Origin of the sequence: Gemmata sp. (assembly GCF_051859125.1) — a bacterium.
GTDB lineage: Bacteria > Planctomycetota > Planctomycetia > Gemmatales > Gemmataceae > Gemmata.
The window spans coordinates 1-12,590 of record NZ_JBHYGG010000102.1; the positions used below are offsets into that span (position 1 = coordinate 1).

Annotated in this window: 8 protein-coding genes; 3 read left to right on the plus strand and 5 right to left on the minus strand. The window is 70.3% G+C overall.

Translation table 11 applies throughout. The annotated features are described in order from the left end of the window. The first annotated feature begins 91 nt into the window (after positions 1–91). Positions 92–1,042, plus strand: coding sequence for a 4-hydroxythreonine-4-phosphate dehydrogenase PdxA (gene pdxA / locus ACTIGN_RS11090; protein ID WP_439623762.1), 951 nt, complete (start codon positions 92–94; stop codon positions 1,040–1,042). A 197-nt stretch (positions 1,043–1,239) separates the two neighbouring features. Here pdxA and ACTIGN_RS11095 read toward each other — a convergent pair whose 3' ends face one another. Then, positions 1,240–2,163, minus strand: a complete 924-nt coding sequence (locus tag ACTIGN_RS11095) for a peptidylprolyl isomerase (protein WP_439623764.1) — start codon at positions 2,161–2,163, stop codon at positions 1,240–1,242. A gap of 221 nt (positions 2,164–2,384) precedes the next feature. On the opposite strand from ACTIGN_RS11095, the gene ACTIGN_RS11100 reads away from it, so the two are divergent. Next, positions 2,385–3,113 carry a radical SAM protein gene (locus tag ACTIGN_RS11100; RefSeq protein ID WP_439623766.1) on the plus strand — a complete coding sequence of 243 codons (729 nt, stop codon included), beginning with the start codon at positions 2,385–2,387 and terminating at the stop codon, positions 3,111–3,113. Between the two features lie 94 nt (positions 3,114–3,207). Here ACTIGN_RS11100 and ACTIGN_RS11105 read toward each other — a convergent pair whose 3' ends face one another. The 3 genes from ACTIGN_RS11105 to ACTIGN_RS11115 form a co-directional block, all read right to left on the minus strand. Further along, positions 3,208–6,885, minus strand: coding sequence for a beta strand repeat-containing protein (locus ACTIGN_RS11105; RefSeq protein ID WP_439623768.1), 3,678 nt, complete (start codon positions 6,883–6,885; stop codon positions 3,208–3,210). Positions 6,886–7,169: 284 nt separating this feature from the next. After that, the gene (locus ACTIGN_RS11110) at positions 7,170–8,369 is read right to left on the minus strand and encodes a class I SAM-dependent rRNA methyltransferase (RefSeq protein WP_439623770.1); all 1,200 of its coding nucleotides are present in this window, start codon (positions 8,367–8,369) and stop codon (positions 7,170–7,172) included. An 81-nt stretch (positions 8,370–8,450) separates the two neighbouring features. Further along, entirely contained in the window at positions 8,451–9,851 is a 1,401-nt protein-coding gene (locus ACTIGN_RS11115) for a 6-phosphofructokinase (RefSeq protein WP_439623772.1), read from the minus strand. 192 nt (positions 9,852–10,043) lie between these two features. Between ACTIGN_RS11115 and ACTIGN_RS11120 the strand changes: the two genes are divergently transcribed. Beyond that, positions 10,044–11,873, plus strand: coding sequence for a CotH kinase family protein (locus tag ACTIGN_RS11120; protein ID WP_439623774.1), 1,830 nt, complete (start codon positions 10,044–10,046; stop codon positions 11,871–11,873). A 198-nt stretch (positions 11,874–12,071) separates the two neighbouring features. Here the strand turns inward: ACTIGN_RS11120 and ACTIGN_RS11125 are convergent, their stop codons facing one another. Further along, positions 12,072–12,527 carry a DUF6194 family protein gene (locus ACTIGN_RS11125; protein WP_439623776.1) on the minus strand — a complete coding sequence of 152 codons (456 nt, stop codon included), beginning with the start codon at positions 12,525–12,527 and terminating at the stop codon, positions 12,072–12,074. Positions 12,528–12,590 lie beyond the last annotated feature (63 nt).

A 12,590-nucleotide genomic window follows, 5' to 3' on the forward strand; every position in this document is an offset into this window, starting at 1 on the left:
GCCAGCGAGGGGGTGCGCCTCACCCCCTCGCTGGCGCTCAGGGTTCGCCCGATCTCGCCGGGCCAAGGCCGGGTCCCACAGAGGGTGTGAAATGGCGAACCTGCCCCGCGTCGCGATCACGATGGGCGACCCCGCCGGCGTCGGCCCGGAACTGTGCCTGCGGTTGCTCGGTGACCCGCGGGTGCGGGCGGCGTGCGCGCCCGTGGTCGTGGGCGACCTGCGGCACCTCGCGCGGGTCGCGGCGCACCTCGGCTGGCCCGCACCGGACCCGCAATTCGTTCACGACCTCGGCAACGCCCCCGCGGACATCGAACCCGGCAAGGTCTCGGCGGCGTGCGGCCGGTCGGCCTACGAGTACGTCACGTTCGCCATCGACGAGGCGCTCGCCGGGCGCGTCGATGCCATCGCGACGGGGCCGATCAACAAGGAGGCGCTGCACGAGGCCGGCGTGCCGTTCCCCGGGCACACCGAGATCCTCGCCGACCGGACGAACACCCCGAAAGCGTGCATGATGCTCACGTCCGACGCGATCACCTGCTCACTCGTGACGGTCCACGTCGGCTACCGCGAGGTGACGGCACTGCTGACCCGCGAACTCGTGCGCGAGACGATCGAGTTCACCGCGGCGGCGATGGAGCGGATGCGGGGCCGCAAGCCGCGGTTGCTCGTGTGCGGGCTGAACCCGCACGCCGGCGAGCACGGACTGTTCGGCGACCGCGAGGAGGAGCGCGTCATCGCCCCGGCCATCGCCGACGCCCGCGAGAAGGGGATCGACGTGAGCGGCCCGCTGCCGCCCGACACCGCGTTCCTCCCGAAGCTGCGGGCCGCGACCGACGCCTACGTGTGCATGTACCACGACCAGGGGCTGATCCCGCTCAAGTCGCTGGCGTTCGAGGAGGCGGTGAACGTGACGCTCGGGCTGCCGATCGTCCGCACGTCGGTCGACCACGGCACCGCGTTCGACATCGCGTGGCAGGGCACTGCGGACGTGTCGAGCTTCGTGAAGGCCGTCGAACTCGCCGCCAAGCTGGCCCGCAGATGAGAAGTCGGTTGATCTGCAGAGTACAGAACGGAGAGTTATCCACAGATTACGCAGAAGACACAGATTTTAGAACCAGAGGACAGAGAGGTACAACCGCGGGTCGGAATCTGATCTCCAACTTCTGTTCTCTGCTTTCGGTCTTAAAATCTGTGTCTTCTGCGTAATCTGTGGATAACTCTCTTCGTCTTCATCGCCGCTCACGGCAGCGTGACCTTGATCTCCGCCTCCTTGCGGAGCTTCTTCACCAGGTCGAGCCGGTGGTCGTCGGTGTACGCCTCCAGCACCTCGAACGCGCACTTCTCCAGCACCGACGGCGTGCCCGGCTTGCGGTCGGTCACCAGGAGCAGGTGGAACCCGTAGTCGGACTCGACCACGGTGCTGAGCTCGCCGACCTTCAGCGAAAACGCGGCCTTCGCGATCGGCTCGTCCTCGGGGAGCCCGCGGCGGGGCACGAACCCCAGGTCGCCGCCGGCCTTCGCCGACGGGCACTGCGAGAACCGCTTCGCCGCGGTCGCGAAGTCGAGCGCCCCCGCGGCCACGTCGGCCCGCACCACCTGGAGCTTCTCCCGGACCGCGGCCCGCGCCGCAACGGGCGCGCTCTTCGGCACGCGGAGCATGACGTGGCTCAGCCGCACCTCGACCTTGTCGAAGTGGTCGCGGTGCGCCGCGTGGTACTCCTTCAGTTGCTCGTCGGTCACCTGCTGCTTCACGTACGCGGCGAACTGGATCTGCGTGTGGTAGGCGTCGCGGAGCTGGGCCTCGGTCTGCCCCCGTTCCTTGAGGTGCGCCGCGAGGGTGCGGTTCTCCTTCGCGAGCCGGGCCGTCAGCGCCTTCACTTGCGCCTCGACCTCCTCGGGGTCGACCTTCGGGCCGTTCTTCGCGAGGAACTGCCGCACGAGCGCGTCGTCGATGAAGTCGTCGAGCACGACGGCGCGGAGTTGCCGGCGCTGGGCCGGCGTGACCGGCACGTTCCGGAGGTCGGCGGCGACGGCCGCGTCGAGGTCGGCGAGCGGGATCGGCTGGCCGTTCACGGTGGCCGCGACCCCAACGGCCGGCGGCGCATCGGTCGCGGCGGCGCGCCCCAGGGCGAGTACGAGTGCGGCGAGTGCGAGTGCGCGCATGGCGGTCCTCCTCCGGCCGGCCGTATACCCGCCGGGCGGCCGGCGTGCAACCGCGGTGCGGCTGTTCAGCAGGGCCGCGTGGTTCCGCCGGGATGGTAGGTCACTCGCTCCGCGAGCGGCACCGGGCGCGGGGCCGGTGCGCCGGGGCGCGACTCGCGGAGCGAGTCGCCTACCTTCTCTCGACCCGCGAACTCAACGGCACGGCTGCTAAGATGGGAGTTATGAGCGAGTTGAAGACGTTACCGCTGGCGAGCGTTCCGCCCGAGGCCAAGCACCGCGTGCAGTTGCTGGAGCGCGTGCGCGCGGGCGAACTGTTGATCCACGAGGTGTACCGCAGCGTGCAGGGCGAATCGACGTTCGCCGGGCTCCCGTGCGTGTTCGTGCGCCTCTCGGTGTGCGACCTCAGGTGCGGCTGGTGCGACACCCAGCACGCCTTCAACCGCGGCGAGCGAATGAGCCGGGCCGACGTCCTCGCGCGGGCGCTGGCGTTCGACTGCCCGCTCGTCGAGGTCACCGGCGGCGAGCCGCTCTTGCAGCCGGACGCGTTCCCGCTCATGACCGAACTCGCCGACGCCGGCCGCACGGTGCTGCTGGAGACGAGCGGCGCGCACGACATCTCCCCGGTCGACCGCCGGGTCCACGTCGTCATGGACCTGAAGTGCCCGGACAGCGGCGAGTGCGACCGGAACCTGTGGGCGAACCTCGACGCGCTGAAGCCGACCGACGAGATCAAGTTCGTGATCGCGTCGCGGCGCGACTGGGACTGGGCCGCCGAGGCGATCCGCGGGCACCGGCTCGACTCGCGGTTCCAGTGCCTCGTGAGCCCGGTGTTCGGCAGGGTGCAGCCGGTCGAACTGGTGAACTGGCTGCTCGAATCCGGGCTCGAGCGGGTCCGGTTCCAGCTCCAGTTGCACAAGATCGTCTGGGACCCCGCGACCCGCGGGGTGTGACCAAGGTTCGAGCCACGGGGCTTGCCCCCGTGGTCTTCGGGACGTTCGTAACCACGGGGGCAAGCCCCGTGGCTCGAAACCAGCCTCCCGCCTGTCACACCGGGATCGCCGCGGAGAACGCGGACGTGTTGCCGGTGGGGTCGGTGGCGGTCGCGGTGACCACGGTCGAGCCGGCCGGCGGCAGCGCCACGTTCAGTGCCAGGGCCGCGGTGCCCGAGCCGTCGGTCGTCACCGTCGCCGACCCGAGGAGCGTCTTCCCCTGGGCCGTCCCACCCGTCGGCGGCGCGTCGGCGAACACCTCCACGGTGTAAGTGGTGTTCGGTGCGGCCGCCAGCGTGCCGAGCACCTGAGCGCTCGTCGCCCCCGGGGCGAACGACGTGAGCACCGGCGCGACTTGCCCGTTGTTCGCGCCGCCGGCGAGGGTGATGCCGGCCCCGCCGTTCGCCGAGATCGAGTTCCGGGTGACGCGGTTGCGGCCGCCGACCGCGACCGCGACGCCGTCGCCCGTGTTCGGCACCGCGGACCCGTCGCGGCCCACGCCGATGATCGCGTTCCGCACCGTCACCCCGCTCGCGCCGGCGATGGTCACGCCGTTGCCGACGTTCCCGCTGATCGTCGTCGGCAGCCCCGGGTCGGGCGAGCCGATGGTCACGTTCTTCGCGTTCGGGCCGACGAACACGCCGCCCTTCTGGTTCCCGAGCCCCTGCGGGTTCGCCGGGTCCTCGGCGATGCCGCCCGAGTTGGTGCCGATGTGGACGAAGTTGATGTCGATGTCGCTCGCGCCGCCGAGCACCGCGACGCCGTACCCCTTGTTGGCCGAGACGGTGCCGGTGGGCACCACCGAGAAGTCGGTCTGCGGGCCGCCGATGACGATGTCGCGGGCCAGGCCGCCGATCTCGATGCCGTTGTCGCCGTTCGGCCGGGCCAGCGTGCCGTTGGTGTTCAGCCCGATGATGTCCTGCACGATCTGGACGCCGCGGGCCGCCCCCGAGACCTCGACCCCGTCGTCCCCGTTCGCCGAGATGATGTTGCCGATCTTCAACACGATGTTCCCGCCGGTGGCGGTGATGTGCCAGCCGTCGAGCGCGTTGCCCAGGTCGGCGGCCTCGCTGAACGCGGCGACCCCGGTGAAGTTGTTCGACGCGGTCAGGTTCCCGACCTGGTCCTGGAGCACCACCCCGTTCGCGCCGTTGGCGGCGATCACGTTCCCGAGCGGGATCGGGCCGCCGAACGTGGTGTTCTTCGACGTGCCCTCGATCACCACGCCGTTTAGCGCGTTGCCCACGGGGGTCTTGTCGTCGGTCCCCATGCCGAAGAAGTTGGCCTGGATCACCGTGCCGTTGGAGTCCGAGACCCGCAGGCCGTTGCCCAGGTTCCCGCCGACCACGTTGTAGTAGACGAACGGGTCCTGGGTCGGGAGCGTGCCGGCCATGACGGTGTTGTTCGAGCCGACGATCGCGACCCCGTCGCGGGCGTTGCCGAGCGGGGCGATGCCGGTCGCGTCGGTGCCGACGAGGTTGCCGTACAGCGCGTTGCCGGCGGACCCGCCGTTGATGAGGACGCCGTTGCCGAGGTTCCCGGAGACGACGTTCCCCTGCGGGGGCCGCGCGCCGGAGAACTCGTTCGGGAGCGTGTCCGGCGGGTCGCCCGACACCTGGCCTCCGAGTACGTTGCGGGCCGCCCCGGCGGTCACCTGGATGCCGTGGCCCTGGTTCCCGCGGGCGAGCAGGCCGGTCGGGTCGGTGCCGACGAAGTTCCCGCGGACCAGGTTGTCGGTGGTGCCCGACCCGGTGAGGGTGACGCCGTTGCCCGAGTTGGCCCCGACGACGTTGGTCTGCCCCGGGCCGCCGCCGCCGATCTGGTTGTTCGCCGCGTTGTTCAGCCGGACCCCGTCGCCCAGGTTGGGGACCGCGTTGCCGTTCTTGTCGAGCCCGACGTAGGTCCCGACCACCTGGTTGTTCTGCGACCCGTTGATGAGGACCCCGGTGCCCAGGTTCCCGGCGATCACCGTCTGGAGGTTCGGGTCCGTGGACCCGATGGCGATGGCACGCGCCTGCGGCCCGACGTACACGCCCCCCTTCTGGTTGCCGAGGGCCTGCGGCCCGGCGCTCGACGCGAGCCCCTGCGAGTCGGTGCCGATGCGGGCGAAGTTGAGCGCGACGTTGCGGGCCCGGCCGACGAACGCGACCCCGTGCCCGAGGTTCCCGGAGATGGTCTGCACCGGGATGATCGAGAACCCGGCCACCGGGCCGCCGATGACCAGGTCGCGGGCCGTGCCGCCGACCTCGACGCCGTTGCCCTTGTTCGGCACCGGGAACGCGCCGTCGGTGTTCGTGCCGATCATGTTCTGCACGACCTGCACCCCGCGGGCGTTGCCGGAGACCTCGACCCCGTCGTCCCCGTTGCTCGAGATCACGTTGATCCGGAGCAGGTTGTTCCCGCCGGTCGAGGTGATGTGGAACCCGTCCTGCTTGTTCCCGAGGTCGGTGTCCGGGTTGAACGCCGCGACCCCGACGAACGAGTTCTCGGACACGAACCCGGTGGCTTGGTCCCGGACCACGACCCCGTGCCCGGCGTTGGCGGCGATCACGTTCCCGAGCGGGATGATGCCGCCGAGGGTCGTGCCCCGCGAGTCGCCGGCGATGGTGACGCCGTTCCCGCCGTTGCCGACGGGCGCGTTGTCGTCGCTCCCGAGGCCGAAGAAGTTCGCCTGGATCACCGTGTTGTCGGAGTTGTTGACCCGCAGCCCGTCGCCGCCGTTGCCGCTGACCACGTTGTAATAGATGAACGGGTTCAGGTTCACCTGGGTGCCGATGAGCGAGTTCCCGTCGGCGTTCGCGATCGACACGCCGTGGCCCAGGTTGGGCCGGGCCTTGATCCCGCTCGCGTCGGTGCCGATGAAGTTCCCGCTGAGCACGTTGCCGGTCGCGCCGCTGTTGATGAGGACCCCGTTGGCCGCGTTCCCCGCGATCAGGTTCCCCTCGGGCGGCCGCTTCCCCGAGAGCTGGTTCGGGTCGGTGCCGGGCGGGTTCGCCGGGGTCCGCCCGCCGATCAGGTTGTCGCTGGCCCCGTTGGCGATCTGGACGCCGTTCGCGCCGTTGCCGCGGCGCTTGGTGCCGGTCGCGTCGGTCCCGATGAAGTTCCCGGCGACGGTGGCGCCCGACGCGCCGTTGAGGAACACGCCGTTGCCGGCGTTGCCCGAGATCAGGTTCGACCGGGCGGGGTCCGCGTCGCCGATGACGCTCAGCGCCCCCCCGGTGTTCACGAGGACGCCGTGGCCCGTGTTGCCGCCGACCGTGGTGCCGTCGAGCCGCAGCCCGACGTAGTTCCCGTACAGGAAGACGCTGCTCGCGTTGAGCGTCACCCCGGCCACGCTCGCGCCGACGACGCCGACCGACTCGACGAGCGAGCCGGCCGCGCCGCGGTTGAACACGAGCCCGCGGGCGCCGTTGGCGTCGATCTCGACGACCGGCGCGGTCGCGAACCCGGGGGCCGTGGTCCCGGCGATCTGGACGGGGGCGGTGACCGCGGGCAGCGCCCGCGTGAGCTCGATGGTGCCGGCGACCCCGAACCGGATCGTGTCGGCCCCGGGGGTCGCGTTCGCGTTGACGATCGCCTGGCGGAGCGAGCCGGCCCCGGCGTCGGCGAGGGTCGAGACGGTGAACACGGCCGGGACGCTGCGGTCCCCGAGCTGCTCGAGGTGGAGGAACGGGAACCGCGGGGTGGGCTTACGCTTGCTGGCGGGGCGGTGCGGGAAGCGGGGGAGAAGCATCGGGCGGGGCTCCGGGGCGGATGAAGCCCGAGCCGCGGCCGGTTCGGCGGGCGTGCGCCGCCCGGCACGGGTCGGGGATGTGGTCGGGTCGGGCGCGGGCCGCGGGGCCGCGGCGGCGGGTGTGATATGCATTGTGGGCCGGTGCCCGAATCATAACAAGGAAATCGCCCAGATTCGCCAACCCGGAGAGTCCCCCGCGGTCGGCACAATCGGACCGAAGTTCCCGGCCCCGCCGCTTGCGGTCGCGGGACCGTCCTCGGGCCGCCCCGCGGCCGGCCCCGGCGTCACGTCACCCGGCAGAACACGGCCTTGAGGTAGCGGCCCTCGGGGACGTGCAGCAGGAACGGGTGGTCGGCCCCGGCCCCGGTGATCTTGAAGATCTGGAGGGTGCGGCCGGCCTGCCACCCGGCCCGGCGGATCGACTCCAGGAAGTCGGCCTCGCTCACGAGGCCGGTGCAGGAGCACGTCAGGAACACCCCGCCGGGCGCCACGACCTGGAGCGCGAGCCGGTTCATGTCGCAGTACTTCTTGAGCGCGGTCTCGACGTCCTCGCGGTCCCGAGTGAGCTTCGCCGGGTCGAGGACGACGGTGTCGAACCGCTCCCCGTTGGGGATCACGTCCCGGAGCCACGAGAACAGGTCGGCCTGGACGTACCGGACCGCCGCGCCGTTGAGCTTGGCGTTCTGCTTGGCCATGTCGAGCGCCTGCTCGTCGAGGTCGAGCCCGACGACCTCGGCCGCGCCGCCCCGGGCCTTGGCGTACACCCCGAACCCGCCCGTGTTGCAGCAGATGTCGAGCACCCGCTTGCCCCCGCAGAACGTGCTGAACAGCTCGCGGTTGTCCCGCTGGTCCACGAAGAACCCGGTCTTGTGCTTGCTCCCGGGGGCGACCCGGAACCGGAGCCCGTTCTCGGTGATGACGTCGGGCGGCGGCGGGGCCGGCGGCCGGCAGTCGAACGACTCCTGCTTGCCGACGTGCTCCTCGGCGAAGTAGTAGAACTTGGTCTCGGGGAAGCACCCCCGCAGCGCGTCCATGATGGGCCCCCGCTGCTTGTACATGCCGGCGGAGAAGAACTCGAGGACGCACGTGTCGCCGAACCGGTCGACGACCAGCCCCGAGAGCCCGTCGGCCTCGGAGTGGACGAGGCGGTACGCGTTGCTGACCTTGTCGAGCTTGAGCACGTCGCGGCGGAACCCGACGGCGGCCCCGATCTTCTTGGCGAAGAACGCGGCGTCGACGGGCTCGTCCTTGTCTGTGGTCATGACCCGCAGGGTGATCCGCGAGTGCCCGTTGTAGAACCCGCGGGCGACCCAGTTCCCGGTCCGCTCGACGACGTCCACGACGGTGCCGGGCGCGATCCGCGCGACCGGCTTCTCGACCATCTTCTGGAAGATCCACGGGTGCGACGACCGCCGCTCGATCTTGAGCGTGACGACCGGGAGCGGCGCTTGCGGGGAGTGCGGAACGGGGAGTTCGGAATTCATAGTCTCAGACATCGGCGGCCCGATCGTGTGGGAGGCGACTTCTCTCTTCATTATTCCGATTTCCGCGCTCCGCGTTGCGAATTAATCCAGGTACCGGATCCGCTTGTTCACGTCGGTGTTGACCGAGTGGTACGGCATCTTCAGGTGGCTCGGGTCGAACAGTTCGGCCCGCATCACCTCCACGTCGTCGGCCCCGACGGCCCGGGTGAAGATCGGCACCAGGTAGTCGATCCCGGTCTGGCTCGGCTTCATCGCCGCCGGGTCGTAGAAGCTCGGGTGCATGGTGCGGGCGTGGATCAGCCCCCACCGGTCCCGGAAGTCGTTCGCGTACACCTGCCCGAGGTGGAACCCGCGGTCCCGGGTGTACTGGAGCACCGACACGGCGTTCATGGTCCCCTCCGCGAGCATGTCGACCGCGTGCCCGCCGAGCTGGCCGGCGTAGAACCGGTCGAACAGCACCGGCCGCCCGCCCCGCTGCGTGTGCCCGAGCTTACGGGTGAAGATCGCGGCCTTCGCCGACTCGTTCCGCCGCTTGCTCGTGAAGTACGTGTCCCCGAGCTTCTGGATCAGCACCGACCGCAGCGCCTCCGACGCCCCGCTGAGGATCTTGTTCCCCGACGGGTCGGTGCTGTTCAGTTCCGCGCCGAGTTCCTCGCCCTTCGCGTCCACGATCCCCTCGCCGCACACGATCACGCAGTGCTTCTGGAGGTCGTAGATCTCCTTGATCCGCTCGACGAGCATGTCCACGTTGAGCCGGTGCTCGGGGACGAGGAGGATGTCCGGCTGGCCGTAGGCGGCCCCGAGCGCGAGGTACCCCGAGTGCCGGCCCATGACCTCGACGATGGCGATGCGGCGGTGGCTCTCGGCGGTGGTCCGCACCCGCTGCACGCCGGACGCCGACACGAACACCGCGGTCGCGTACCCGGGGGTGACGTAGTTCACGATCTGGTCCAGGTCGAACCGGTCCCGGGACTCGGCCCGGGTGTACAGGAACCCGTCCTTCTCGACCGCGCCGGGGACGACCGCGCCGGCCGGGTGCCGGACCCACTCGTCCACCTCCGAGCGGTAGTTCAGCCCGAGGTCGTTGTCGATGGTCTTCGGGGCGAGGACCGTCGGCAGGCACTCGCACAGCGCCTGCATCCCGTTGAGGGTGCCGTCGCCGCCGACGCAGATGAGCCCCTCGACGCCGAGCTTCTGGAGCCGCCCGGCGATGAGGTTCACGCTCTCCTTGTCGCCCGCGTCGACGTAGTCCCGGGACGCGCCGATGAGGGTGCCGCCGAGGGTCGGGTCGAGTTCCGGGATCGGGGCGTACAGCGGGTTCAGGTGCAGGTGCGGGACCCGGGGGTTGAACAGGCTGCTGAACCCCTTGATGAACCCGAGCACCTCGATCTTCCGCTGGCACGCCCGGGTGACCGCGCCGTGGATGGTCGCGTTGAGCGCCGGGGTGTCGCCGCCGGCCGTGAGAATACCGATCCGCTTCATCCATCGCCCTCTGGGTGCGTGTGGGAGAGTTTCGGGAGAGGGGGTGTGCTGAGAAGTGTATGCGACCGGCGGGCGGGTGGATCGTCCCGCACCGTCCGGCCCGGGTTCCGGGCTGTCTCCGGCCGGGCCGGGAATCCGTTTACACTGCTCGTGGCGGTCGGGTGACGATTCGATTCGGAAAGCGGGTGCGCCATGCGAATGGGTTTCGGGACGGTGCTGTTCGTCGGGGCGGCGGTGGCCGTGCTATTCTCGTCGCGGGTCGCGACCTCGCAGCCCCCGGGCGGCGGCAAGGGCGGGTTCGGCCCGCCCGGGGGCGAGGAGCGGAAGATCGTCAAGGACTTCGACAAGAACAGCGACGGGTGGCTGAACGCCGACGAGCGGGTCGCGGCCCGCGAGACCGCCAAGAAGGGCGGCGGGTTCGGGTTCGGCCCGAAGGGCGGGTTCGGGGGCAAGGGCGGCGACCGCGGCACGCCGAAGCCCGGCCCCGCGGTGCGGCCCGGCGACGTGAAGGCCGTTCCCGACGCGCCGCTCTACGACCCGGCCGTGCTCCGCACTGTGTTCCTCGAGTTCGAGAACAAGGACTGGGAACAGGAGCTCCAGGACTTCCACGGCACGGACGTGGACGTGCCGGCCACGCTCGTCGTCGACGGCAAGCGGTACCCGAACGTCGGCGTCCACTTCCGCGGCATGTCGTCGTACATGGGCGTCGGGGCGGGGTTCAAGCGGTCCCTCAACGTGTCGCTGGACCTCGCCGACCCGAAGCAGCGGCTCCTCGGGTACAAGACGCTGAACCTGCTGAACTCGCACGACGACCCCTCGCTGATGAACACCGTGCTGTACTCGCACGTCGCCCGCAAGTACCTCCCGGCCCCGAGGGCGAACTTCGTGAGGGTGGTCGTCAACGGCGAGAGCTGGGGCGTGTACGCGAGCGTGCAGCAGTTCGACAAGGTGTTCCTCGACGAGAACTACAAGACCACGAAGGGCACCCGGTGGAAGGTCCGCGGGAGCCCCGGGGGCGGCGGCGGGCTCGAGTACCTCGGCGACGACCCCGCGGCGTACAAGCGGCGGTACACGATGAAGTCGGCCGACAACGAGGACGCCTGGAAGGCGCTCGCGAACTTCTGCAAGGTGCTGAACCAGACCCCGCCGGACAAGCTCGAAGCGGCGCTGCGGCCGATCGCCGACGTGGACGAACTGCTGTGGTTCCTGGCCCTCGACGTGGCGCTCATCAACTGCGACGGGTACTGGATCCGGGCCAGCGACTACACCATCTACCTCGACGAGAAGGGCAAGTTCCACTTCGTCCCGCACGACATGAACGAGGCGTTCCGGCCGGCCGGCGGCCCCGGCATGGGCGGCGGCGGTCCCGGTGGTGCGGGCGGTCCCGGCGGCGGGTTCGTGATGCGGCTGCCCCCGCCCGGCGAGGTGCTCCCGCCCCCGATTCAGGACGTGCTCGGCCTGACCGACGACCAGAAGAAGAAGCTCGCCGACCTCCAGAAGGACGTGGACGCGAGCCTCGAAAAGCTGCTCACCGACCCGCAGAAGAAGCAACTGAAAGAGATGCGCGACCGCGGCCCCGGCGGGTTCGGCCCCCCGGGCGGCGGCCCCGGCGGTGGACCGGGCGGCACGGGCGGCCGCGCGATCGGCGTCGAACTCGACCCGCTCGTCGGCCTCGACGACACCCGCAAGCCGCTGCGGAGCAAGGTGCTGGCGGTGCCGGCGCTGCGGGCGAAGTACCTGGAGAACGTGCGAACGATCGCGGCCGACGCGCTCGACTGGAAGAAGCTCGGGCCGGTCGTCGCCGGCTACCGCACGCTCATCGAGAAGGAGGTCGAGGCCGACACCCGCAAGCTCGACTCGTTCGAGGCGTTCCAGCGGCTCACCGCCGAGAACCCCGGGCCGGCCGCGCAGCCGCCGGCGGGCGGCGGGGGCGGGTTCCGCGGCCCGCAGGCAATGAACGTCCGGGCGTTCGCCGAGCAGCGGCAGAAGTACCTGCTGAACTACCAGCCGCCTAAGAAGTGATTCGCGGGGCATCTGGGGCGTCGCTCGCTGGGTGAGTGACAACCAGTTGTCACGCCGGAGAGCTGTGGTGCCGGCGAAAGAACCATCCCGGTGCGGCCGGGTGGTCCCGGGAGGGGTGCCTGTGGTGCGCGAAGGCGAGTTGACGGGGCTTCAACGTGCTGCAGGACGGGCGCTCAACCCGCCCGCGGGGCTTCGATGTTAATCAAGTCGGTCGGCCCTGAGAGCGGTTCGACGGGCCCTGTCGAGCCCGATGGTGGCCAGCCGCAGCAATTCGTCGCGGTCGGCCTCACACGGGCAGAGAATACACGCCCAGCTCATCCAAGCGTACACCGGATGCGGGAGCCAGACCCCGAGCCGGGTGAAGTCGTGGCCGGTCTGGACCACGCTCCCTTTCGGCGGGCGCTTCGGCGCGGGGCCGAGTAGCGCGGCATACTCCCCACGGGTCAAGCCGATGCTCACCCGGAACACCCCGTCACGGTCCAGACGGGAAGCTTTGTCGTTCGGGCCGTCGCGATCCTTGACCGTGAGGACATACTTGCCGTGGGCCGACGCGCCGCCCGGGTTGTAGAAGACGCTGGACTCGCCCCAGGTCCGCTTCAGAACCAAGTCGTCGTCGATGGACAGTACCGCCTCAAGGATCGTGTCCGGCTGCACCCGCTGGCCCTCCGCCGCCGAAAGAATCCATGCAAGCCGTGTGCGTTAGTGTGAGGGGTGGTC